The 22,832-nt window shown below is 31.8% G+C and carries 26 protein-coding genes and 4 pseudogenes; 15 read left to right on the top strand and 15 right to left on the bottom strand.

The features are described from left to right. The first annotated feature begins 16 nt into the window (after positions 1-16). The 3 genes from COL05_RS07600 to COL05_RS07590 all read left to right on the top strand — a co-directional run bounded on the left by COL05_RS07600 (position 17) and on the right by COL05_RS07590 (position 1,650). A complete protein-coding gene (locus COL05_RS07600) occupies positions 17-589 on the top strand; it encodes a YybS family protein (RefSeq protein WP_098668141.1) in 573 nt (190 codons plus the stop codon). 39 nt (positions 590-628) lie between these two features. After that, positions 629-1,192, top strand: a complete 564-nt coding sequence (locus COL05_RS07595) for a GNAT family N-acetyltransferase (protein WP_098668140.1) — start codon at positions 629-631, stop codon at positions 1,190-1,192. A 77-nt stretch (positions 1,193-1,269) separates the two neighbouring features. Then, positions 1,270-1,650, top strand: coding sequence for a nucleotide excision repair endonuclease (locus COL05_RS07590; RefSeq protein ID WP_001048949.1), 381 nt, complete (start codon positions 1,270-1,272; stop codon positions 1,648-1,650). A 51-nt stretch (positions 1,651-1,701) separates the two neighbouring features. Here the strand turns inward: COL05_RS07590 and COL05_RS07585 are convergent, their stop codons facing one another. Beyond that, complete coding sequence (locus COL05_RS07585; protein ID WP_098668139.1) at positions 1,702-1,908, bottom strand: hypothetical protein; 207 nt, start codon at positions 1,906-1,908, stop codon at positions 1,702-1,704. 132 nt (positions 1,909-2,040) lie between these two features. On the opposite strand from COL05_RS07585, the gene COL05_RS07580 reads away from it, so the two are divergent. The 5 genes and pseudogenes from COL05_RS07580 to COL05_RS07560 all read left to right on the top strand — a co-directional run. Next, positions 2,041-2,820 carry an undecaprenyl-diphosphate phosphatase gene (locus COL05_RS07580; protein WP_098668138.1) on the top strand — a complete coding sequence of 260 codons (780 nt, stop codon included), beginning with the start codon at positions 2,041-2,043 and terminating at the stop codon, positions 2,818-2,820. Between the two features lie 82 nt (positions 2,821-2,902). Beyond that, positions 2,903-4,225 (top strand): FAD-dependent oxidoreductase, encoded by a 1,323-nt coding sequence (locus COL05_RS07575; RefSeq protein ID WP_098668137.1) that lies wholly within the window; start codon positions 2,903-2,905, stop codon positions 4,223-4,225. Positions 4,226-4,288: 63 nt separating this feature from the next. Then, the gene (locus tag COL05_RS07570) at positions 4,289-4,816 is read left to right on the top strand and encodes a GNAT family N-acetyltransferase (protein ID WP_098259335.1); all 528 of its coding nucleotides are present in this window, start codon (positions 4,289-4,291) and stop codon (positions 4,814-4,816) included. 16 nt (positions 4,817-4,832) lie between these two features. Then, positions 4,833-5,354 carry a YfiT family bacillithiol transferase gene (locus COL05_RS07565; RefSeq protein WP_098668136.1) on the top strand — a complete coding sequence of 174 codons (522 nt, stop codon included), beginning with the start codon at positions 4,833-4,835 and terminating at the stop codon, positions 5,352-5,354. Position 5,355: 1 nt separating this feature from the next. After that, positions 5,356-5,829: pseudogene (locus COL05_RS07560) on the top strand (GNAT family N-acetyltransferase); the annotation flags it as partial. A gap of 121 nt (positions 5,830-5,950) precedes the next feature. Here the strand turns inward: COL05_RS07560 and COL05_RS07555 are convergent. Then, positions 5,951-6,328, bottom strand: coding sequence for a PH domain-containing protein (locus COL05_RS07555; protein WP_048525747.1), 378 nt, complete (start codon positions 6,326-6,328; stop codon positions 5,951-5,953). A gap of 179 nt (positions 6,329-6,507) precedes the next feature. Between COL05_RS07555 and COL05_RS07550 the strand changes: the two genes are divergently transcribed. From COL05_RS07550 to COL05_RS07520, 6 genes and pseudogenes are all read left to right on the top strand, one after another. Beyond that, entirely contained in the window at positions 6,508-7,359 is an 852-nt protein-coding gene (locus tag COL05_RS07550) for a patatin-like phospholipase family protein (protein ID WP_098259337.1), read from the top strand. Positions 7,360-7,371: 12 nt separating this feature from the next. Further along, positions 7,372-7,743 carry a YxiJ-like family protein gene (locus COL05_RS07545; protein ID WP_098668134.1) on the top strand — a complete coding sequence of 124 codons (372 nt, stop codon included), beginning with the start codon at positions 7,372-7,374 and terminating at the stop codon, positions 7,741-7,743. Between the two features lie 224 nt (positions 7,744-7,967). After that, positions 7,968-8,333 (top strand): hypothetical protein, encoded by a 366-nt coding sequence (locus tag COL05_RS07535; protein ID WP_098668133.1) that lies wholly within the window; start codon positions 7,968-7,970, stop codon positions 8,331-8,333. A gap of 79 nt (positions 8,334-8,412) precedes the next feature. Further along, positions 8,413-9,610: pseudogene (locus COL05_RS07530) on the top strand (alpha/beta hydrolase-fold protein). 21 nt (positions 9,611-9,631) lie between these two features. Then, positions 9,632-10,039 (top strand): DnaJ family domain-containing protein, encoded by a 408-nt coding sequence (locus COL05_RS07525; RefSeq protein ID WP_098668131.1) that lies wholly within the window; start codon positions 9,632-9,634, stop codon positions 10,037-10,039. Between the two features lie 78 nt (positions 10,040-10,117). Further along, complete coding sequence (locus COL05_RS07520; protein ID WP_098668130.1) at positions 10,118-10,933, top strand: YwqG family protein; 816 nt, start codon at positions 10,118-10,120, stop codon at positions 10,931-10,933. 729 nt (positions 10,934-11,662) lie between these two features. On the opposite strand, the gene COL05_RS07515 is transcribed toward COL05_RS07520, so the two are convergent. Both COL05_RS07515 and COL05_RS07510 read right to left on the bottom strand, forming a co-directional pair. Further along, complete coding sequence (locus COL05_RS07515) at positions 11,663-12,058, bottom strand: RidA family protein (RefSeq protein WP_098668129.1); 396 nt, start codon at positions 12,056-12,058, stop codon at positions 11,663-11,665. A gap of 224 nt (positions 12,059-12,282) precedes the next feature. Continuing rightward, positions 12,283-12,850 (bottom strand): annotated as a pseudogene (locus tag COL05_RS07510) (LAGLIDADG family homing endonuclease); the annotation flags it as partial. 282 nt (positions 12,851-13,132) lie between these two features. On the opposite strand from COL05_RS07510, the pseudogene COL05_RS07505 reads away from it, so the two are divergent. Further along, positions 13,133-13,910 (top strand): annotated as a pseudogene (locus COL05_RS07505) (MBL fold metallo-hydrolase). 67 nt (positions 13,911-13,977) lie between these two features. Here COL05_RS07505 and COL05_RS07500 read toward each other — a convergent pair. The 11 genes from COL05_RS07500 to COL05_RS07450 form a co-directional block, all read right to left on the bottom strand. Further along, positions 13,978-14,811 carry an alpha/beta fold hydrolase gene (locus COL05_RS07500; protein ID WP_098668128.1) on the bottom strand — a complete coding sequence of 278 codons (834 nt, stop codon included), beginning with the start codon at positions 14,809-14,811 and terminating at the stop codon, positions 13,978-13,980. Between the two features lie 61 nt (positions 14,812-14,872). Continuing rightward, the gene (locus tag COL05_RS07495) at positions 14,873-15,811 is read right to left on the bottom strand and encodes a hypothetical protein (protein WP_098668127.1); all 939 of its coding nucleotides are present in this window, start codon (positions 15,809-15,811) and stop codon (positions 14,873-14,875) included. A gap of 82 nt (positions 15,812-15,893) precedes the next feature. Further along, positions 15,894-16,406, bottom strand: coding sequence for an NUDIX hydrolase (locus COL05_RS07490; RefSeq protein WP_098668126.1), 513 nt, complete (start codon positions 16,404-16,406; stop codon positions 15,894-15,896). Positions 16,407-16,424: 18 nt separating this feature from the next. After that, positions 16,425-17,558, bottom strand: a complete 1,134-nt coding sequence (dnaN, locus tag COL05_RS07485; protein ID WP_098668125.1) for a DNA polymerase III subunit beta — start codon at positions 17,556-17,558, stop codon at positions 16,425-16,427. Positions 17,559-17,588: 30 nt separating this feature from the next. After that, entirely contained in the window at positions 17,589-18,032 is a 444-nt protein-coding gene (locus COL05_RS07480) for an NUDIX hydrolase (RefSeq protein WP_098668124.1), read from the bottom strand. A gap of 215 nt (positions 18,033-18,247) precedes the next feature. Beyond that, positions 18,248-18,673 carry a GNAT family N-acetyltransferase gene (locus COL05_RS07475; RefSeq protein WP_098668123.1) on the bottom strand — a complete coding sequence of 142 codons (426 nt, stop codon included), beginning with the start codon at positions 18,671-18,673 and terminating at the stop codon, positions 18,248-18,250. Positions 18,674-18,824: 151 nt separating this feature from the next. Next, positions 18,825-19,451 carry a cadmium resistance transporter gene (locus COL05_RS07470; protein ID WP_098668122.1) on the bottom strand — a complete coding sequence of 209 codons (627 nt, stop codon included), beginning with the start codon at positions 19,449-19,451 and terminating at the stop codon, positions 18,825-18,827. A gap of 238 nt (positions 19,452-19,689) precedes the next feature. Continuing rightward, entirely contained in the window at positions 19,690-20,898 is a 1,209-nt protein-coding gene (locus COL05_RS07465; RefSeq protein ID WP_098668121.1) for an L-lactate MFS transporter, read from the bottom strand. Positions 20,899-21,183: 285 nt separating this feature from the next. Continuing rightward, the gene (locus COL05_RS31200) at positions 21,184-21,327 is read right to left on the bottom strand and encodes a hypothetical protein (protein ID WP_098668120.1); all 144 of its coding nucleotides are present in this window, start codon (positions 21,325-21,327) and stop codon (positions 21,184-21,186) included. A 31-nt stretch (positions 21,328-21,358) separates the two neighbouring features. Further along, positions 21,359-22,375, bottom strand: coding sequence for a serine hydrolase domain-containing protein (locus tag COL05_RS07455; RefSeq protein WP_098668119.1), 1,017 nt, complete (start codon positions 22,373-22,375; stop codon positions 21,359-21,361). A 101-nt stretch (positions 22,376-22,476) separates the two neighbouring features. Beyond that, complete coding sequence (locus COL05_RS07450) at positions 22,477-22,746, bottom strand: heterocycloanthracin/sonorensin family bacteriocin (protein WP_098668118.1); 270 nt, start codon at positions 22,744-22,746, stop codon at positions 22,477-22,479. Positions 22,747-22,832 lie beyond the last annotated feature (86 nt).

Here is a 22,832-nt window from a genome sequence, read left to right as displayed (position 1 = left end):
CTTTAGGGGGATTTTGATGAATCACTTTAGAAACTATTGGTATCAACCGATGATCGCTCATGGTACGAATTTTGTTCATAAAAGAAAGATGACGCCAGCAAAGAGATTAGTCACTACAGCGTTACTCGGTTCACTTGCTGCTATTTTTCAATCTGCAGGCAACTTAATTCCTGGTATTGGGTTATTTATTAGTCCATTTGCGACGCTGCCGATCTTTCTAGCTATTTGTTATTCTATTCGCGAGGGAATATTCTCTTATATTTTAACTGTTTTCCTCTTATTTATTATTGAGCCAAGTGAACTGATTGTCTTTCCCTTTACTACTGGTTTATTGGGTATAGCGTTAGGAGTATCCTTTATACAATTCAAGAGGAGGATTTTGGTGGTTGCCTTTTCAGCGATTTGTCTACTTATAGGTATTATGATCGTTCTTGATATTTTTCGCTTTCCTGTATTAGGTCCTACCGTTCATACAATTTTGGATATAAAAATTATATTATCGATATTTATAATGAGCTTTCTATATTGTTGGGTCTATGCAGGCCTTTGTAGAATAATGTTGAATAGAGTATATAAAGTATGGTCTTAAAAATTCCTCTTATATTATAAAAGAATGGAGATTTAGGTCGTGTATAACATTGAAATTAGAAGACCCAATTCGGATGATATAGATGAAATGAATTTGTTTTTTCGTCTTGTTATTACTGATACCTTTAATAATGAAGGGTTATTACAATTATTAGATGACATAGAAAATGAAATACATACGAAAAAACAGTATTTGAAAAATGATTTGGAGAGCAATGGGGAAAATCGTTACTTTTTAGTAGCAATTGATACAAGTAACGATAAAATCATTGGAACAATTGAAATCGGTCCAGCAAGTACATTGATTCATAGCTGTACAAGTGGTGTATTTAAAGATTTATATGAAATAGGAACCGTATTCGTACTACCTGAATATCAACAAAAGGGTATAGGTAATTTATTACTACATGCAATGTATATTACGTTACTTAGCAGAGGGATAACAGAATACTGTTTAGATAGTGGATATAAAAAAGCGCAAAGTATATGGACGAAGAAGTTTGGAGAGCCTAGTTATGTACTGAAGGATTATTGGAGAGAATCAAGTGATCATATGATTTGGAAGAAGAGTTTACATGATACACCTATAATATTTAAATTATAAAATGAAAAATGCCTCTGAACGTAGCTTTTCTTACATATGTATGCTATTATTTACCTTTATAATAAAAGAGGACGTGAATGAACTTGATTAAAATTAGTATCCCTGAAGTTGATGTTACAATTACTGAACGTAAACAAGTTATTAGAGGAGACGAGCCAAGAATTACGCCAATCAATGGCTTTATCGATTTCCACTTGTTCCCACGAGATAAAGGCGGCATTTTTATGTTTTACAATATTAATGACGAACTTCTTTTCGTAGGTAAAGCTCGTAAAATTAGACAACGTATTAAGAAGCATTTCGAAGATAACGTTTCGCCAATTAAAAATCACCGTGATGAAGTATACCGCATTGATGCATGTATCGTAGAAGATCCAACAGAAAGAGAAATTTACGAAACATATATCATTAATGAATACAAAGCAAAATATAACGTTGATAAAGTATTCTATAAATAAGTAATAAAAAACAATCCTAGCACATAGACTGGGATTGTTTTTTATTTAAATTTAGTCCTCATATTTTTTTCCTTTTTTCAAATGATTCGCAACAATAAAGCAGCATACACCTATACATATAAGTACAATTCCAATCGTTTTATGTTTTCCCTCAAAGAAAGGAATATCAGAAATAACATTTGTCATACATAGTCCTAAAAATACAAGGATAGGGCCCACCCAAAGTAATACATTACCGAATTTTGTGTGCTTCCACATAATAACCCTCCTCAATTCTCTTTACATATATATCCATGAGTTAAAAGTAAATTCATAGAGAAATATAGTTTTTTTCATATCGAAAAATTAACCTTCATATATTGGTACAAGCAAACGAGAAAGGGGACCATCATGAATTGGTTAGAAGCTTTTATATTAGGGATTATACAAGGTTTAACAGAGTTTTTACCGATAAGTAGTACAGGTCATCTTTATTTAGGCAGGCATTTGTTTCAACTAGATGAAGCGGGATTATTTTTAGATACGATGCTTCATATTGGAACTTTACTTGCAGTGTTTATTTATTACAAAAAAGAATTTATATATTTAATTAAAAATCCATTTTCAAAACTAATGTTGCTACTTATTGTCGGAACGATACCCGCAGTTGTAATCGGATTGTTATTTAAAGACTTTTTTGAGGATATTTCAAAAACAGGTATTACAATTGGTTGGGAGTTTTTAGTGACAGGATTCTTTCTCTACATGGCGGATAAACAAAAGAATGGTCGTAAAAAAATGGACGACATTACATATAAAGATGCATTTATCATTGGTTCATTTCAAGCGGCTGCTATTTTTCCGGCAATTTCTCGTTCTGGAATGACAATCGTCGCTGCATTATGGAGAAAGTTAGACCGCGAAACTGCTGCTTACTTTTCTTTTTTATTATCAACACCAGCCATTGTCGGAGCTATTATTTTGCAATTTGCAGATGTTTTTCAAGGGAAAGCAGAATCTATTTCTAGTACATCTTTAATTGTCGGAACGTTATCAGCAGCATTTTTTGGTTACATAGCTGTTTCATGGATGATTCAATACTTAAAACGTCACTCTTTAAAAGTATTTGCGTATTACGTATGGGGATTAGGTATTTTAATTATAACGTTGCAATATACTCATGTGTTTTAATTATAATAGTAAAGAAATTAATTAGTTTAAGATCCTGTTTCATTCATAAAAGACAGGATTTCTTTTTATTAAGGGGGAAAATATGTTTAATAAAGCTATCGTTATTGGCGGAAGTATCGCAGGAAAGCTCGCAGCAAAAGCATTATCAACTGCTTTTAAAGAAGTAATCATTATAGAAGCCGGTGAAAGATGGGATGGAAAGTCTTCGAGAAAAAGAGTACCACAAAGTAATCATCCTCATGTGTTATTAAAAGGTGGAGAAAAAGCCATTGAGGAATTGTTTCCTAATATTACGAATGAATTAATAGAAGCAGGTAGTGTCGTACATAACTTTACTCGTGATTTAAAATGGCATCAATTTGGTTTATGGAAACAACCATTCACAGGAGAAGTACATATGATTCAACAAAGTAGATTTTTGCTTGAATGGCATATTCAAAAACGAATAGATCAGGTTTCTAATATTACTATTAAATATGAGACAGTGATTGAAGGGTTATTAATAGATGGAAAACGTAATAAAGTATGTGGAGTAAAAGCGAAATGTTTAGAGACTGGTACACAAGAAGAAATTCAAGCAGATATAGTTGTTGATGCAAGTGGATTCGGTTCAAAAAGTATAGCATGGTTACACGAATATAATATCGAAGTGCAGGAAGAGAAAGCGCGTATTGATTTATTTTACACAACTAGAATGTTTAAACTTAAAGAAAATGAGAAATTAGACTACTGTAATACGCTAATGTCTCCAAGTTTCCCTGACAATCCGTATGGCGTTCTTATTCAAACGATTGAGGATAATCGTTATTTTGTTACTTTCAGCGGATATGCAAATGAAAAAGCACCACAAACAGATGGAGAATTTTATAATTTTGCTGAAAACCTATCAATCTCTAATGTTACTGATTTTTTAAATAAAGCTGAAGCCATTTCACATACCAAAACGTACAAAATTCCATATCAAGTACGTAGGCGATTTGATTTAGTGGATAATCTACCCGAAAGATTGTTAGTAGTTGGGGATGCACATTGTCGTTTCGACCCTGTTTTCGGTCAAGGTGTTTCAGTTGCTGCTATGGAAGCTTACCAATTACAGGTACTTTTGCAAAGAAAACAAAAGCTTGATAAAGCATTTACACAGCAGTTTTATAAAGAAACTGCTCATATCATACAAACTCCATGGGAGATGACTACAACGGAGATATCGCGTCATCCTCAGTTAAAAAGAGAATTAACGATAAAGCAAAAATTTCAGCTATGGTATACGAAACAAATATATCAACTATCTGCAATTGACTCTGACGTTTATATTCGATTAGTAAGAGTGATGAATTTAATTCGTAGTCCATTGCACCTATTTCATCCGAAAGTGTTATTTGCTGTATTACTGAAGCGAAAGAAATAGAAGGAAAATAGTTGATTAAAAAAGAATATATAACAGTTAGTAGATATAGAAGGGGTAATCGAGATGAAAATATACATAGAACAATTAAAGAAACACGATGCTAAAGATTTATTTACATTTGAACTTACGAATAAATCTTTTTTTGAAACAATGGTACCAAATCGTGGCTCGCAATATTTCGATTTTGAATATTTCCAAAAACTACTAGACGATTTATTAATAGAACAGGCGGATGGAGATTCCTATTTTTATTTAATTCGTAATGAAAAAAAAGAAATTGTAGGACGAATAAATTTAGTGGATATTGATACAGAAACTCGAAGCAGTTCGCTAGGTTATCGAGTTGGAGAAAAGTTTACTAAAAAAGGAGTTGCAACAGCAGCTGTAAAATTAGTTTTAGAAGTAGCGAAAAATAATAAAATTAATGAGATTCATGCTAAAACAACTACTAATAATCTCGCATCACAAAGTGTATTAGAAAAAAGCGGGTTTTCTTCCTATCAAAACGAAGCAGATACAACATTTGTAGAATTAAATGGAGAACATGTGAAATTTGTACATTATATATGGAGAAATACTTCGCGCTTATAATAAGGGGGACTTATTCATGAATGATTTACGTTATCCAATTGGGCAATTTACATACAAACGCCCTATAACGGAAGAAATGATAGATACATGGATTCAAGAAATTGAAGATTTACCAAATGAACTAACAAAGGCTATTAAAGATTTAGATCAGAAGCAGTTAGATACGCCATATCGAGTTGGTGGATGGACGGTTCGTCAAGTAGTCCATCACGTTGTTGATAGCCATATGAACAGCTACATACGCTTTAAATTAGCACTAACAGAAAAGAACCCTACGATTAAACCGTATAAAGAAGAAAAGTGGGCAGAACTACCTGATTCTCAATTACCAGTAGATGTTTCACTAGTAATGTTAGATTCATTACATAAAAGATGGGTTAACCTTTTATATTCTCTAGAACTTGAAGATCTTGAAAAGACATTTAATCATCCAGAAACAGGCGAAACAAAACTTGCTGCTGCAATTGGACTATATGCATGGCACGGACGTCATCATACAGCTCATATTACTTCATTAAGAAAGCGACTAAATTGGTAACATGAAGATTACTTTAAAGAAGGCGACAGAAAATGATGCAGCAGCTTTATTTCAAATGCAAATAGAATCGTTTAACCCTTTATTAAATAAATATAAAGACTATGAAACAAATCCAGCGAATGAATCTATTGAAAAAACGATTTTAAGGATAAATAATCCAAGTAATAACTTTTATAAGATTATATTTGATTCGAACCTTGCTGGAGCGATATGCATTTCCAAAAAAGAAATACCATATAAATTTGGGATTAGTCCAATGTTCATTCATCCAATCTATCAAGGGAAAGGAATTGCTCAGCAGATACTTATTTTAATTGAAGAGATGTTTCCAGAAGCACGAAGCTTTGAACTTGCTATGATTTTAGAAGAAGAAAGAAATTGTTTTCTATACGAAAAGATGGGATATAAAAGAACAGAAGTAACAAAGAAATTAAATGATAAAACTACACTTGTTTATTACAAAAAAGAAAGGTAAAGCATTTGAAATATGCTTTACCTTTTTCTGTTACCTAAGATTAAATATACAAAATCTATGCATATTCTTCCAAAATAATCGGGTTAGTAATTTTAGAAATGAATAAACATACAAAAAGGCGTTATTTCGTCGTATATGTTACTAACGCTTTTTGAATGCTTAAAACACTATCGTCACCTTTAAATTCTTTCGTAATTGGCGTACTCAAACTAGATACCCAAATTTTAAGCTCAGCATCTAAATCAAAATGCCCAGCTGTTTCAATGCTAAATTGTGTAATGCTTTTATAAGGAATAGAATGATACTCTGTTTTTTTACCTGATATCCCTTGTTTATCTACTAAAATAAGACGACGATTTGTAAATACGATTAAATCACGAATTAATTTATAAGCATGCTCAACTTTCTCATCGTTTAACATAATCTTCTCTAAATCACGTTCAACACTTTCTGTACTCGCATTTGATGCATTCCCTAAAATACCGCTAAATAAACCCATAGGAAATTCCTCCTCCATTATTTGTGGATTGTGTTACTTATATTGTACCATGCAACTCGATGTGAAGTTATGATATTACATTAGTAGTTTCTGGCTATTGTTGTAACCCTTTTATATAACCTCATCTTAATATCTTATGCTAATATATAAGTAAGAAAATAGAAGCAGAGGGATATAGCATGAAAAATATCGGTTTAGTATTAGAGGGCGGAGGAATGAAAGGATTATATACTGCGGGCGTACTCGAATATTTTATGGAAAAGAACTTATACTTTCCTTATGTAGTCGGTGTATCGGCTGGAGCATGTATGGGAGCCACTTATTTATCACGCCAAAAAGGAAGAAATAAAAAAGTAAATACAGAGCTCGTATCAGATCACCGTTATATATCTTATCGAAATTTGATACGAAAACGTGAATTATTCGGAATGGATTTTTTATTTGATGAAGTACCAAATAAAATTGTACCATTTGATTTTCATACTTTCTTAAACTCAAAGGAGCAGTTTGTTATAGGCACGACGGATTGTGATTCTGGAAAAGCAGTTTATTACAATAAAATAGAACATGGCAATGATATTTTAAAAATCATTCGTGCATCAAGCTCGGTCCCATTTATAGCACCTGTTGTAGAATATGATAATCGGAAATTGCTAGATGGAGGGATTATAGATCCTATACCGGTTTTAAAAGCGCAAACTGATGGTTATCAAAAGAACGTCGTAATTATGACAAAACCAGTAGGATATGAGAAGCAGCGAAATAAGTTTTCTGGACTAGCTAAAATTTTATATAGAAAATATCCGAATATCGCAGAGTCTTTAGTAGAACATTATCGTTTTTATAATGAGACGATATCTTATATGAATCGAATAGAACAAAAAGACAATTTTTATGTCATTCAGCCTAGCGTACAGCTTCCTATAAGCGGAATAGAAAGGAATAAAGAGAAACTTGTTAACCTATATAATCTTGGCTATACAGATGCTCAATATCATTATGAAAAATTATTAAGTTGGATAGAGAAATAAAGGGGTGGAAAGTTGCTAATAGGAAAAAAAGTTATTTTTAATGAATTGCAGAAAATGTATAGTTCACTGCATAAATCGTTTCCGTATCGTGCTACTGCAAAATTGCAGCGAGACTTAAAAAGTAAATTTACCGAAGATGACTGTATAAACGCTGTTTTTAATCATTATTGGATGTATACAGCAGGTACTTTAAATTCTGTACTAAATAAAAAAGAAAAGAATATTTCGTTTCAGCAAATACAGTGGCTAAGAAAATCGTTTTATGAATGGTTTCCGCAATATCGTTTTCTAGAAACGGAAATTGTGAAGTATCCCATTTTGTATAGAGATTTCATGAATTATGAGAAGACACGAAAATTATTACTATATTATCTTACTGAATAAAAATATAAACGTACGGGTGCATTTTTTGTTCATAAAAAATACAATTTTAATACCTTGTTTATATAGGGATTTTAAAGTGCAGAAAGAAGTACATATAAAATACAGTAAGGGAGGAGAAGCGTTTAGCAATTGTTTTCCTTTAATGCATTGTCCTACTCGAATATCGTTAGTTATTTATGTTAAAATATTTCGAGTGAAATTAAGACAGGAGGGACAACATTAACATGGAAAATGTATCAAATATAGATAAATTGGAATCAATAAAATCTTTACAATCAACAATTCGTAAACTTGAAAATGCACTATCACAAATGACTCAAAAAGGTGCAAATACTACATTAGTAAAAAAACGACTTAAAGCAGTTTGCGTAGGGTTAGCAGTACTAGAAAATATTTGGAATCAAGAAAATCACCAGTATGGCCAAGAAGAGCTAGCAGAAGCTCGTAATATCCTTACTGGTTTGCTTCCATCAATAGAGAGGGCCTATGATAAGTCTAAAGCTGGAAGTCCTCAAAGAACACTTTTAACAAGACGGATAAAAGCATTAGAACTGTCTATTCAGGCAATTGATAAACTTTCTAATAAATAACTCATCTACATACATAACATCCTAATCCTAAATTTCATAAAAGCAATCTAGTAAAAAGAAATACAAAGGAGGAAGATGGGTGACTTCAATAATTAGTCCTAAGTTAGAGGAGCTTACTAATCAATTAAAGAATGGAAACGAGCAAGCTTTTTATACTTTATTGCATGAAATAAAGTCGAATAGTACGCCACTAATAGAACAATGTCCTGTAGCAAGTCAGCATAAGCTTATAACATATATTTGGTTAGGGGACCGAAAAACTGAAAACGTTTATGTATTCGGTAGTTTTCCTGGTTGGGATCTGTCTGTAAATCAACTACAACGGTTGTTACAGACAGATATTTGGTATGCAACGTTTAGGACGGATAAGAGTTTTATTTCAACGTACTATTTTTCAGTAAACGATGTTTTCGAAAATGATTGGATAAAGCGTAGTGAACAGTATCGATTAGACCAATTTAATGAAAGTACATTTGGAGAGGGTACCAATAAAGCGTCTTTGTTAAACATAGGAATGGAGGTGCAATATAGCAGTCGTTTTCCTTCAAATCATTATCCATCCGGAAAAATTGAAACATATTCATTTCATAGTAAGATTTTAAATAACACACGTAAAATTCATATTTATACGCCTCATGATTATTCTCACACTTCACATCTTCAAGAACTTCTCATTGTATTTGATGGAAATTCATTCATTAATGACCTTTCAATCGCAAAAACACTCAATTATTTAATTTACAAAAAAGAAATCCCATCTTGTATTGCTGTTGCTATAGATTCAGTTAATCGCCTAGAGGAGCTAACTTATAACGATAAAATGAATACATTTTTCAAGGAGGAATTACTTCCGTGGATTCAGGCGAAGTATCGTGTGCATCAAGAAGCAAAACATACAACAATTGCCGGTTTCAGTCTTGGTGGCTTAGCAGCTTGTTATGCAACGCTTCAAAATCCACACATTTTCGGGAACGTGCTGTCAATGTCTGGATCCGTTCATTGGAAAAAAGATGGGTATGAAAATAAAATTCCTTGGATTGAAAATCAAATTTCAACTATAAATTCAAATGCAACTAAACCTCATTTTTATATAGCAGCAGGAGAAATTGAAAACAAACCTCTTTTAACGGCTAATAGACGCCTGTATAAAGCTTTAAAAGAAAAGGAATACCAAATTTACTTATGAAGAGTTTCAAGGCGGTCATGACAGTGTTTGGTGGCGAGAAAAGTTATTCGATGGGTTAAAAGCATTAAAATCTACAAAAACACTTCTATAAAATATAAAGGGGAGAGATTCTATGAATCAAGAAGAACTAGATAAAAAACTAAAAAAGCAAGAGATTTTAGTAAAAGATGAGAAGGTTTGGACCTTTACGTATGAGGACCATATTAGTTCTATCGTGAAAGAAGCAGAAAAGAAAGGGTCTTTTGATAATTTACCTGGTAAAGGGAAGCCTCTAAATCTAGATAAAGATCTTTCGTACAATCCTGAAAAGCAACTGTATAGAACTTTGAAAAATAATCATGTATTACCTAGGTGGATTGAGCTTTCAAAGGAAATTGATGATTTAAAAGAAAAGCTAAAAGAAAATACAAATACTGCAGAAGCAGCGAATTTAATTCGAACTATTAATAAAAAGGTTTTAGAACATAATTTACTTTGTCCACCAAGTGCGCAAAAAACGAGGGTAAAAACGGATTTTTAACGGTTTTTAATGAAGCTATCTTTTGCTATATAATTAAGTAAGGCATTTTCAATTCATTATTAAAGGGAGGCAAATGCAATGAAGAATACGTATCAACTTCAAATTCCAAAAAAACTAGAGCAGTATCGTACTATTTTAGAAGAAAGTGTGAAACCGTATATTAACGTGTCTGGAACATTAGCAGAGACAACACTTTTTGAGAGTAAGTTTGGTGGTTATCCGTATTTACCTATAGATCATGAGCATCCTAAAGATTCAAATGGACAACCTATGATGTTACTTGCGCAGCTAAACTTTGAAGAAATGCCGCATGTTGAATACATGCCTCAAGAGGGAATGTTACAGTTTTTCGTAAGTGCTGATGATGAACTTTACGGAGCAGATTTTGATCATCCAACAGCCCAAAAAGACTTTCGAATTATTTATCATTCGACAATTATAAAAGATTTAAATAAGGTAATTACTGATTTTAGTTATTTAAACACTTTAGAATTAGAGGGCTTTATTATTCCCGAAGCAGCAAAATTAAAGTTTGAATTAGGTTATCAACCAGTAACATCAAGAGATTATCGATTTGAAAAGATGTTTAGTGAGGAAATTGATTGGGAAGAAATTGTTGATGAAGAAAATAATACAGAATTAGGCGAACTATATGATGATTTATGTGAAGATCAAGGACATAAAATTGGTGGGTACCCATTTTTTACACAGACAGATCCAAGGGAATGGGAAGAAAAATACCAGCAACATGAGGTATTATTACTACAAATCGACACAGACGATTCATTAAATATTATGTGGGGAGATTCTGGTGTTGCTAATTTCTTTATAAAGAAAGACGATTTGTTAAATCTAGATTTTTCCAATGTAATTTATAATTGGGATTGTTATTAAGAGTATATAACTGAAATACTAGCAAGCTAAAAAATCTTCCTGAAGGTGAGGGAGATTTTTTAAGTTAAAAATAAACGTTATGTCAACTAGAATGAAGAACGGTAAGTACAATAAAAGTCAAGCTCAAATAACAGAAATAACAACAAATAATGTAAAGTTAAATAACGTGTGTAAATAGCAATATAAATTCATTAAGTAAAACATAAAATGAATTTAATAATTTATATTTTGTATAGAAATAATTTTTCTGTATAAAAAATTTCTTATCGATCAAAAAAAATTTGATTCGTTAAAGCTTAATTAATAATCGTTTAAAATTTGCTGTGATAGATTTATAACAAAAAAATGATCAAAACTGTAGAAATTCGTTTAGATAAGATTTCGTATAAATCTCACTAAAAATCTCCGTTTCGTCTCATTAAGTATAGTTTACTTGGTTTTTGATACCTGATATCGCTTTGTTTCTATAACTGCCTATAATATATATTATGTTAACTAATTTAAAATAATAAACTTATTGAATGTTAGTTTTGGTGATTAGCCTCCCCTTGTTCTTTTTAAGCATTTTGCGTGATGGATTGTTTAGTTGTTTGTTTTTTGTTGTTTTATAAGTTGTTGATGAAAATGTCTCCAGATATAAATTATATTTAGACAATAAAAAATGCAATTCGTTTTAAATGAACGCATTAAACGAATTGCATTGATATGATGACGAATAAGTTTTTAAAATTAGTTTGCTACAGCGATTGCTTCGACTTCAATTAATAAGTTATCGTTAATTAACTTTTTAACTTCTACAGCCGAACTTGCTGGAGGATTTTTAGTGTCAATGTATTGGTCTCGTATATCTCTAACAATGGCCATTTGAGAAATATCTGTTAAGAAAAATGTTAATTTTACTACATCATTAAATTTTAATTCCGAAGTTTCTAATGCACTTTTGAGGTTTTCGAATACTTGTCGCGTTTGTGTAGCTAAATCGTCAACGCCAACTATTTGACCATCAGCATTAATCGCTACTTGTCCAGATATGTAAATTGTTCGTTTAGCGTTACTAACTTCGACTACATGCGAGTATCCAAAAGTTGGTGGCATCGTTTCTGGATTGATAAATTTCTTTTGCAAGGTGTCCCTCTCCTTTTTTAGCAAATTAATTATAAAATCTATGTATTTGTTATGTTCTATAAATAAAACTAAGAATCCTTTAATGATTTCAAATTAAAAACCTTAGTATTGCTATCTTCATATCTATACTAAGGTTTTCTAGAGTTTTATATTTAGTTATCGCTAGTGGAACTTGTCAAACTAATCTTTTCATACTCTATTTTAAATTGATTATCATTTTTTAAATTTGAAAATAGTTGTATTGATTTTCTTCCAGGTAAAATAAGGCGATAATGTTTGTTTTGATTTAGTAAATCAGCTCGTAAATTGTGAAAATGGAAATTCAATGTTAAAAGATTTACACGGCTTAATTCCATGAATGTTCATAAGGTCGTCTTTTATTGTTTTGCTATTAATGTTTAGCATATATACGCCTGTTTTTTTATTTTGATACAGTGGCTGTTTTGTGTTTAGTTCTTGTTTTATATCTTCTAAAATGTAACTTTCTTTTTGAGATATACTGACACATTGATTTTCTTTTTGTATGACACCGTCTGCTGCTATAAATCCTAAAATATAAGCCATGTTATTTGACCATGTTTTAAAATAATCTTCTGATATGTCATACTTCCTCTTCCAACTCCCTATAGCACGCCTTGGAACGTTATTGTCTGTTAAAACCATACGAATGTACCTAGCAGACACATTGGCAAGCATAGCGATTTCTGAGGTACTCTTTCCTTCTACATACAGATGAATAATTTCAGGTTTTGATAGTTTACATTTTGATTTCTTTTTTCTCTCTATTTGCACTTACATTCTCTCCTTCCTTTTAATAATTAGAGACGTATTTTCTTCTATAACATATAACAAAACGTATGTTCTTTGTTGTTTGCAAGAAATTATTTACCAAATTAAAACAATTTACATTTACTTTATATTCGTTTTAACTGCTGCATGATTTGTTTTTTGTATATAAGAATAATGAATTCGACAAATTTATGAAAGGTACAGCATTAAAGATGAAAGGTAAATTAATTTCGTTTAAACTACAAATAGCTACAATATACTGATGTAACTTTTAAACCGAAAGATATTATCGGTTTAATGACTGATTACTTTAAAATGAAATCAAAGCTGCGTCCTTTAAAGAAATTACCCATTGTTTTATCGGATAAAAACAATGAGTCTTTAGAGAGTGTGACATGGTTTGGGCACTCTCCTTCCCTTGTGAAAATAGAAGGTAAAACATTGTTATTAGACCCGATGTTTGGAGATGCCTCTTCCCCATTTCCTCTGTTTAATAGTAAACGTTATTGTGGTGCTTTTTCTTTAGAACGTGAAAACCTTCAAAAAATTGATGCGATGTAAAATTAGTGAACATAATTGGTGGGACGAAGTTATATTTGATAATATAAAATTAGTTTGTGCACCTGCAAGGCATTTCTCTGGACGGAGTATGACAGATAGAGATTGTTCGTTATGGTGTTCATGGCTTATTTTAGGGAAAGAGACAAAAGTTTTCTTTAGTGGTGATAGCGGTTATGCTCCTCACTTTAAGGAAATTGGTGATAAGTACGGTCCATTCGATCTTACGTTAATGGAATGCGGACAATATGATCCGAGATGGTCTGCTATTCATATGTTGCCAGAAGAGACAGTGCAAGCACATATTGATGTAAAAGGAGAATTACTTCTTCCGATTCATTGGGGTGCTTTTACATTAGCTTTACACGAATGGAGTGACCCTATAGAACGTGTTACGAAAGAAGCTAACCGTTTAGGAGTTAAAATTACAACGCCTCAAATTGGCGAATCTATTACGTTAAAATCTACAGACTATCCTAGGTATGCTTGGTGGCGAAAAATCTAATTATAATAAAAAGCGAATCTGTCTTATAATCTGTCTTATATAGAAGATTCGCTTTTTTTCTTATTAATTATAATGTATTTTTTACAAACTGATTAAATTTGTCTATTTCTTCAACGAATGGATTATGATTACTTTCTTCAAATTTAGTTAATACTGCGTTCGGGATTAAATTTGCTATTTCACGAGAAAATATGTAGGGACATTGTGCATCATGCTTACCACAGTATATAAAGCTTGGAATTTTTATAAATTTAAGTTTCTGACGAACATCATAATCTTTATATTCAACTTGTCTAAAATAATTTAACCGATTGCCAACTGTCTTCCCACTATTCGGCAATTTCAATGCCTCTTCAAGCTTTTCTTCAGAATAAAAAGACATAAGTGCCCACTCTTTACTTAATACTTTTCTTTCTTCTTGTAATGTACTATCATCATTTAATGCATTCATAATTGATATGATTCTATTAAAATTTTCATTTTTACTACAGTATATACTATCTTTGTGAGATGCATATTCCATACTCGCTGCTGCGCCACCAACAATTATTTTCGTTAAACTTTCTTGTCCTTCAGTCGCATATACAAGAGCTAACATCCCTCCTGTTGAATGACCAGCAAACCCCCACTTATTAATATATAAAGCTTCCCGAATCGCTTCTAAATCTTTAACCGTTTCCATCATACTATATTGGGAATCGGTATTTGCTAAATCTGAATTACCGCAACCCTTTAAATTAACTAAATATACGCTATAAAAATTAGTGAACGGGTTTGCAAAAGTATTTCCATTATCGTTATACTCGCTATACATATGTGTAACGCATAAAGGCGGACCTTCTCCCTTCACAAAATACTCAAAATTGCCTCTAGTAGTTTTGATAATATTTGTTTTCCACATATTGAATCTCCTGTCTAAAATTTTTATCTGCTTTTTAGAAGTGAATTCATAAATAAAAATATTACTTTACTATATTAGCTTTCCCGCTATCTAAAATTCTATTTGCTGGTACGCTGGGCATTTCAATCACTGTATTCATACTCTTCTCAGTTAGTTCAATAAGCTCCTTTTCATGATTGATTCTCTGCAAATCCCACACCATTCCCCTGAACTCGTTATGCTGTCCACTTACTCTTAATATATTTTTCGTTTTACTGGATGGCTGTATTTGTAGATTTGCAAATTGATTTCCGCTAATTTCATTTGGCGTAGTTACTTGACTATCTATATAAATCATATTTACACAGTCTTCTAAAGAAAAGTTCATAAAACGATTAGCATTTATCCAAGCTTGTCCGCTGCTCGGTTTTTTCGCTATTAATTTCAGTCCAGTTTCCATTCCCACAACTTTAACGTTTTCAAAGTTAACAAACGAAATTTCATTTTCTTTTTCAGCGGAGTATAAAGAAATTCCGGTACCTTTATTTGTTTCTGTCCAATTAATAATATTTATATCTTTTATTTGTGTCTTGTGCCACGAGTTATAATACTTATTTTTACCATCTAAATATATAACTTCAGAATTAAATGTAGGATCGTCTATAGCTATATAGGCTCCTTCGATAGAAGCATTTTTTTCTAATTCTAGAACTCTAAAATTACCTTCCACAACAAATTGTGTTCCATACCCAAATAATAACTTTACATCTTGTTTCACTGTAATTGGTGAGGTGATTTTGTACTTCTTATCATCCAGTAATACTGTTTTAATTTTACTAGATTCTGCTTTATTAATAGCAGATTGTATTTTGATTGAATCATTTTTACCTTTAAAGTCTTCTACATACACTTTATCATTTTTAGCTACACTATCTTTTTGGTTGTATTGATAAAAAGCAAAAGTAATTAAAACTACAGCTATGAGTAAAATAATTATTTTCTTCATTACACTCATCCCCATTTGAATTTTCTCCTTAGCTACTCTTCGAATCATTTGAGTTATAATTATTTTGCTGTGTATGATAGATTACAATTCCTTCTTTTTATAATTGAACTATATTATCGATAGAACTTTCCTGCTTAGCTAATTCTTCATTCCTATAATCTATTAATTTATGATTAGATAAAACAAAGTTGTGTTCTAATATTAATTCATTATGGAGTATTTCATATAAAAATTTTGGTATCATCTCTCCTACGCCGTAATTATAGTCGCTTAAAATCCAAGAAATCTCTTTCCAATCTAAAATTCCTTCTGCTACTTTTTTTGGAGTTTGATATGTAAATTCATTCATTAGCTCTATTAGATAAAGATACATACCCCCAGAATATGAAGAATCCTCCCACTTAATAATGCCTTTAAATTGAATTTGGTCATGCGAAACTTCTATATTAGTCTCTTCTTTTATTTCACGAATTGCATTTTCTAAAGGTATTTCTCCCTTTTCTATCTTTCCCCCTACCCCATTCCACAATCCTTTTACAGGGTCATATTCTCTATTTAACATAAGTATCTCTTCATTTCTTTTTATAAAACATAAAGTATGCTTGTACATAAGTGATTCCTTCCATTGTTATGAATAAGTTCTCACTGGAGATATAAGATGTACTGCTGCAGATTGTGTCCCTGCTTCAATTAATATTGGTCTCATAGAACCACTGAAGCTTAAAGTAACCGTTTCTTCTTTTATTGCCTTTAAAGCATCTAACATAAATCGTCCATCGAAAGATATATTTAATTGTTTTTCACCTTGAATTGCATCTACTTGTTGTGTCTCATATATTTTTCCAATCTGAGAAGCGTTAGAAGAAACTTTAATTGTAGATTCGTTTACAATTTCTAAGTTAACATTGTTATTTGCCCATTCACTTGCTAATAAGCTTGATCGATCTACGCCTTGTAAAATCTTTTTTCTATCTATGTTAATGACTGTTTGAAAGTCATTTGGAATTAAACTAGATATATTAGGATATTTCCCTTCAATTAGTCTTGAATATAATGTAGTTGTACCGAATGTAAAAATAATGTGACTTTCTGAAAGATAGATGTATACGAATTCTGAATTACTACTCATTAATTTTAGCAGTTCGCTAATAGTTGCACTTGGTACGATACAACTTGCTTTCGCATCTGTAGCAATTATCATTTCGCGTATAGCAAGTCTATGTGAATCAGTTGCTACGCAAGTTAATTTATTTTGATCTAACTCTAAATGAACACCGGTAAGAACAGGTCTAGATTCATTTTTCGCTACCGCAAAGACAGTTTGTTTAAACACTTCAATTAATTGCTCTATTTCTACTTGAACTTTTGCATGATCGTTTATAAGTGGTACATTCGGAAACTCGTATGTTGGAAGTCCATTTAAGTTTAATGTGATTTCTTCTGACTGTATCGTAATGATTTGCTCATCCTTACTTTTTATTGTTACATGGCTTGGCATTTTCTTTATAATTTCAATAAAATATTTAGCAGGTACTACTATAGTTCCTGCTTTTAATATAGTTGTTATTCGGTCGTCTTCAGTAGAACTAGGGATGAATTTTTCAATGAAAATGTTTGAATTACTTGCGATTAAAGTAATTCCGGATTGATCTGCAGTTATTTTTATACCGGATAGTATAGGGATTATAGCTTTCGTAGATATAGCCTTACTTACTTCTGAAAGTGCTTGAGTGAACTGTTTATGATTAACGATAAAATCCATTTTTCCCCCGCCTTACATAATATGATAATTTTATGAAGATTGATGAACGATTGTTCCGTTAAAAAAGTAAGGTACTGTTTCTTTCCTTTGTAATGTATTTAATAAGTGTTCTGGTATACGTAAATGTGGTGCTGCTCTATGTAATTCCATCCAAGTAATCTCTTCAATTTCTTTTGGTCTTGATATATTTGTTTCCCCGCCAATTATTTCCCCTAAAAAATTAAAGAAAATTGCATGGTGTCCTCTCTCTTCAAAAAAAGCTTCGCTAATGTAACAAATACCGTTTACAGTTATATGTAGCCCAGTTTCTTCCTTCACTTCTCGAATGACTGCCTCTTCTAACGTTTCCCCAAATTTAACTGCGCCACCTGGTAATGTGTAATAAGAACCATTCTTTCCTTTGTTTTTTACCATTAAGATCTTTTCATTTGTTGTATCGTATAAAAGTGCATATGTAACATTTACTTTTTTCATCTAAGTCCACCTTTAATAACAAGAATTTTCTGCCTTTGTTACATTCTACCATTTAATCATTTTAAAATATAAAAAAGTTAATTGAGTATTTCATTTATCTGCGCTTAGTAAAGGTAATAATCGATATCTCTTTATTACTAAATAAAAAAGAACGTATTTTGAAAGCAACTATTCAACGTACGCTCTTTATACTTTGATAAATTCATTTTTGGATTCTATATAATTTCTAACCTTTTTTCTAAATAGTATCGATTGTGCCCTTTAGGGTGATCTGCACTTACTCCAATTACTTTATATCCATGTTTTTTATAAAACGCAGGTGCCTGAAAGCTAAAAGTATCTAAATTGATTAGCCTACACTCTTGTTCAATTGCAAATTCTTCAATAAGTTTTAATAACTTGGTTCCGTAGCCTGCGTGTCTATATTCTTCAGAAACCCAAAGGAAATCGACATGTACGTGGTGCCAAAATGTAATTGCAGTTATTCCGCCTACAATTTCTTCCTTTTCATTTCGCACTATAAAACTAATTTTTTCTGAAGGCTTTTTCTCTTCATCCGAAATATGTTTTTGGTTATATTCAATTACTTTTTCTCTTATGTAATCACTATCTTCCTGGATCCATTGTTTTACTATTTTCATTTTAATTATCACGCTCCTTTTAAAGTATCTATTCAATTTAATAATCGTAATATCCTGTCTAACTTAATAGTCGTCATTTCACTAATATAAAGAAAAACCATACTACATTTTATCTGTAGTATGGTTTTTTACCGCGTTTGATTCTTTTTAATTAGTACAATAATTCAATTGTATTACTGCGAAAAAGAATGAACATGCCTAAACCAATTAGAACGATTGGAACGATAATATGACAATATTTCTCAAGTACTTTAGCTAATATAGGAGCTCTTAACAATTTGTAGCTAATAAAACACCATATTGCTATCATGCAATAAAAGATTACTAATGTAGCGATATTGGCATTAAGATTTTGACTAGCAAACATTGATATATAAATCGAAATATTATCAGCTCCATTAGCTAATGTAATTGAAGCTACTTTAAATATTGAACTAGAAGCGTTATCAGTGACTTGATTACTTTTATAAGAATGAAGTGACAATAGTCCTTTCACTCCCATATAAATTGGCACGAATCCTAATAATCCGATCCAGGAAACAGGCATGAAAAAAGCACTTAAAGAACCGATGATACTTAGGAAAATAATGAAACTAAACCCAAAATATTGTCCAATAACAATATAAAGTTCTTTCATTTTAGTTTTTCCTCGGACAGTTCTACCTTCTTTCTTAATTACTCCTGTTCTTGCTTGTGAAAATAAAACAAGAAGTATAAAAATGTCATCAATATTTGTTGAAGTGAATGCGATAAAAGAAGAAATTATAGCTGTAACCAATATAAGCCAACTACCTTTATAATAAAATAATGGTTTACAAATGAATTGCATATCTAATAACAAAGGTGGTTAATGTAGGTTTATAACATGACTTCAGTGCCTTTATAAAACAATATGAATATTTTACTAATCTGCTACTTAGTTGCTAAAGAAATAAATTACTTTATTACCTTGTCAAATCATTTTTACTTATTTTGTAATATAAAAAGAGCCCTATACACAAGGACTCTTTTTTAAATTAAGCTACTTTCCGATATAAATGTCGTGTTTCTTTTTTGTTTTCTGCTTTTGGCGGACGAATTAATATCGAAATAATGAAGGAAATAACGCTTAAAACACCGATTATAATAAAGGTCGGTTGAAATCCCCCCAGTAAAGCTCCAATGAACGCTCCTGCAAGTGCACCAAATCCGAAACCTTGATATACAATCCCATAATTTGTGCTATGGTTTTTTAATCCGAAGAAATCTCCAACAATTGCTGGGAAGATTGTGATATTACCACCAAAGCAAAATGCAACGCTTGCTACACAAGCGAAATAAATGCCATAATTTAGTGGGATGAAACTTAAAGTAAAGACTGACAATCCAATAATAATAAATGTTGCAGAAACAATTTTCATGCGGCCAATTTTATCTGATAACGTGCCAAGAACAATTCTACCTACTGTATTAAAAATTGCAATCATTGCGACGGCATTAGCTGCAGTTGCTGCGCTAAGTCCAACGAGCTGCACTCCGATATCTTTTACCATACCGATTAAATATAGACCGCCCATACACGATGTGAATAGCATAAAAAACAAAAGATATACTTGTTTCGTTCGCATCATTTCACGAGGTGTATAATCATTGTGTAAAGTCTCAGTTACAGTGTTACTTACTATTGCTTCACGTAAGAAGAACGATCCAGTCAATACTAAAAGTAAAACGATAATCCCCCAATATAAAAATGCTTGTGATACACCAAGACTATCGATAAGACTTCCGTTTATATATCTAAAAATTAAGCTGCCCATTCCATATGCAGAAACAGATATACCAGAAATAAGTCCTTTTCGATTTGGAAACCATTTAATTAAATTAGATAATGAAGTAATATAAGCAGTTCCATCGGCATAACCAACTACTACACCAGCTAATAAATATAGTAATGGTAAGGAAGAAACTTGTGAACTAAGTATTAAACCGAGTCCCAGCACAACCCCAGCAGTAGCGATGAGTTTTCGAAGCCCTAATTTTTGCTGCAACTTTCCTGCAAATAAGGTTGAAAATGATAAAGAAAAGCTTGTTATGGAGAAAGTTATTGCAACTGCATTGAGATTCCATCCAAACTTACTAACAAGGGGTTGATTAAATAAACTCCATGTATAAATTGTCCCAAGACCAATTTGAACAATGATTGTACCTAGAACAATTAGTAACGGATTTATAGAGGTTTGTTTCATACTAACTGTCCCCTTCTTTTATCATGACATGAATTTTCACAGTTAGTATAACCACCATAAGAAGTAAGATACTGCATGAAAAATGGAAATTGAATTCATGTACACAAAAAGACACTCCATAATGAAGTGTCTTTCTGCAGGTTATATTAGATTTACTTAAAGAAAGCTTTGTTAAGATAAGACATTTTCAAATGCTTATGTATATAGAGTACCAAAAGATTTCAATCATGTGATGGGACTTAAGATGTATTTTTTATTCATCATATAGTCGGATGAACGAAAAAATTAATATTCAATTTCATCAAAATCTTTCGGCTGCGGTACCGTTTGCATATTAGCCGCATCTTTCGGATCGCTATAAATTGCATTTTGTTCTGTATTTACACCTTTAATGTTTTGCTTTTTGTTTTTATTCATTTTATCTTTCACTTTCTCTCACTCCTTTTCATTATAGGAGTAATTATGCCCCATTACCGTTACGAAATGTATCAGCGACTAAATTGCTGAATTCACGTAAATAATATAAATAATTATCACCGCCGTAGTTATATCTTTTGTTATACATTTTTGCAACAACTACATTATATTCAGGTATTACTAAAATAGTCGGTCCAGTAATCCCTAATATTTGATACGACCCTTTTGAAACACGTTCACCAATTTCGCTTAATTGTGCAGGCTCATTTTGGATGAACCAAAACACCCCATTTTGTGGTAGCTCTTTGTTTATAAATGTTGGACTCTGCAAACTCGTAGCGATTTTTATAACTTCTTTTGGAACAATTTGTTTATCATCTATCATACCTTGATTTAAATGAAGATTGCCCCACTGCACAAATTCTTTAGCTGAGACAAATAGATTTTTTTCAGTACCGTCATCTACCGTACCAATTTCACTAATCGCGTCTTCATTTGGATTATTAACAACGTCAACTAAATTTTCATCTTGCTGAACTCTCCAACCTGTTTCTTGAAAATTAGCAGGTCTAAACACACGCTCTCTTAACAATTCAGGAAAACTTTTGTTATATAGCTGGTAAATAAGACGTGTCATCATTCTTACATTAATATCTCTATACGCCCATCCTTGCCCCGGTTCAAATTCACGAAAAATTGTCCCGTCATTCGTTTCTTCTAATCCGTGCGAATGTGTTACTAAATGTCTTATCGTTGTTTTACCAAGCAATGCAGGATCAAAGTCTTTAAAGTATTTTATCGCTTCATCATCAATAGAGTTTATTTTCCCCTCGTAAAGCGCATACGCTATCATTAATCCTAAATAACTTTTTCTCGCAGAAGCAACGTTAAATTGTGAAGATGCTGATACTTTTTTATTATTCGATGCATTTGAGTGATATCCACTATAATACTCTAGTACAATTTTGTTATCTTTTATAATACAAAGTGCCGTTGCAGAACTATGGTTTTTTTCTTTTATATTCTCTACCCAAGAAATTAACTTATCATATGTATACAAATAATTCCCCCTTAATACGCATAAAAATTACAGCTTGAAAGAAAAGTGCAAAATAGTATTCACACCTTTCTTTCAAGTAAACTAGCTTTGATGTTCTATACTTAAATGATCCACCAGTTCCAGCAATTAAAGCAACCGAAACATCCCGCACAACCTATGCATCCGCCGCAACGACCTGCACAACCACCGCATCTACCGCCACATCCGCCACAGCGTCCACCACAACCACCGCATCCGCCGCAACGACGTGCATCGTCTTGAATGTAATAGTATGGATATTGATTTTGTTGTAGTTGATCCCAATACACAACATTACCAGATTGATAATCATTAAGATTTAATGATTGTAGTTCTTGTTGAAACTGATTCATTACGAAACCCTCCATTTATAAAAATAAATTCCGTCCCAATGTTAAAGTTCGTATAATTTTGCAAACAAGGTAGAAACAAGACTATA

Source organism: Bacillus sp. AFS059628 (assembly GCF_002571225.1).
Classification (GTDB): Bacteria; Bacillota; Bacilli; order Bacillales; family Bacillaceae_G; genus Bacillus_A.
This window is presented reverse-complemented; position numbering and strand designations above follow the sequence as displayed.

Excerpts from the sequence above, each read along its gene's own strand:
- COL05_RS07600 (WP_098668141.1), top strand. The coding sequence starts at position 17 with ATGAATCACTTTAGAAACTATTGGTATCAACCGATGATCGCTCATGGT.
- COL05_RS07590 (WP_001048949.1), top strand. The coding sequence starts at position 1,270 with ATGAACTTGATTAAAATTAGTATCCCTGAAGTTGATGTTACAATTACT.
- COL05_RS07585 (WP_098668139.1), bottom strand. The coding sequence starts at position 1,908 with ATGTGGAAGCACACAAAATTCGGTAATGTATTACTTTGGGTGGGCCCT.
- COL05_RS07580 (WP_098668138.1), top strand. The coding sequence starts at position 2,041 with ATGAATTGGTTAGAAGCTTTTATATTAGGGATTATACAAGGTTTAACA.
- COL05_RS07575 (WP_098668137.1), top strand. The coding sequence starts at position 2,903 with ATGTTTAATAAAGCTATCGTTATTGGCGGAAGTATCGCAGGAAAGCTC.
- COL05_RS07570 (WP_098259335.1), top strand. The coding sequence starts at position 4,289 with ATGAAAATATACATAGAACAATTAAAGAAACACGATGCTAAAGATTTA.
- COL05_RS07565 (WP_098668136.1), top strand. The coding sequence starts at position 4,833 with ATGAATGATTTACGTTATCCAATTGGGCAATTTACATACAAACGCCCT.
- COL05_RS07555 (WP_048525747.1), bottom strand. The coding sequence starts at position 6,328 with ATGGGTTTATTTAGCGGTATTTTAGGGAATGCATCAAATGCGAGTACA.
- COL05_RS07550 (WP_098259337.1), top strand. The coding sequence starts at position 6,508 with ATGAAAAATATCGGTTTAGTATTAGAGGGCGGAGGAATGAAAGGATTA.
- COL05_RS07535 (WP_098668133.1), top strand. The coding sequence starts at position 7,968 with ATGGAAAATGTATCAAATATAGATAAATTGGAATCAATAAAATCTTTA.
- COL05_RS07525 (WP_098668131.1), top strand. The coding sequence starts at position 9,632 with ATGAATCAAGAAGAACTAGATAAAAAACTAAAAAAGCAAGAGATTTTA.
- COL05_RS07520 (WP_098668130.1), top strand. The coding sequence starts at position 10,118 with ATGAAGAATACGTATCAACTTCAAATTCCAAAAAAACTAGAGCAGTAT.
- COL05_RS07500 (WP_098668128.1), bottom strand. The coding sequence starts at position 14,811 with ATGTGGAAAACAAATATTATCAAAACTACTAGAGGCAATTTTGAGTAT.
- COL05_RS07495 (WP_098668127.1), bottom strand. The coding sequence starts at position 15,811 with ATGGGGATGAGTGTAATGAAGAAAATAATTATTTTACTCATAGCTGTA.
- COL05_RS07490 (WP_098668126.1), bottom strand. The coding sequence starts at position 16,406 with ATGTACAAGCATACTTTATGTTTTATAAAAAGAAATGAAGAGATACTT.
- dnaN (WP_098668125.1), bottom strand. The coding sequence starts at position 17,558 with ATGGATTTTATCGTTAATCATAAACAGTTCACTCAAGCACTTTCAGAA.
- COL05_RS07480 (WP_098668124.1), bottom strand. The coding sequence starts at position 18,032 with ATGAAAAAAGTAAATGTTACATATGCACTTTTATACGATACAACAAAT.
- COL05_RS07475 (WP_098668123.1), bottom strand. The coding sequence starts at position 18,673 with ATGAAAATAGTAAAACAATGGATCCAGGAAGATAGTGATTACATAAGA.
- COL05_RS07465 (WP_098668121.1), bottom strand. The coding sequence starts at position 20,898 with ATGAAACAAACCTCTATAAATCCGTTACTAATTGTTCTAGGTACAATC.
- COL05_RS07450 (WP_098668118.1), bottom strand. The coding sequence starts at position 22,746 with ATGAATCAGTTTCAACAAGAACTACAATCATTAAATCTTAATGATTAT.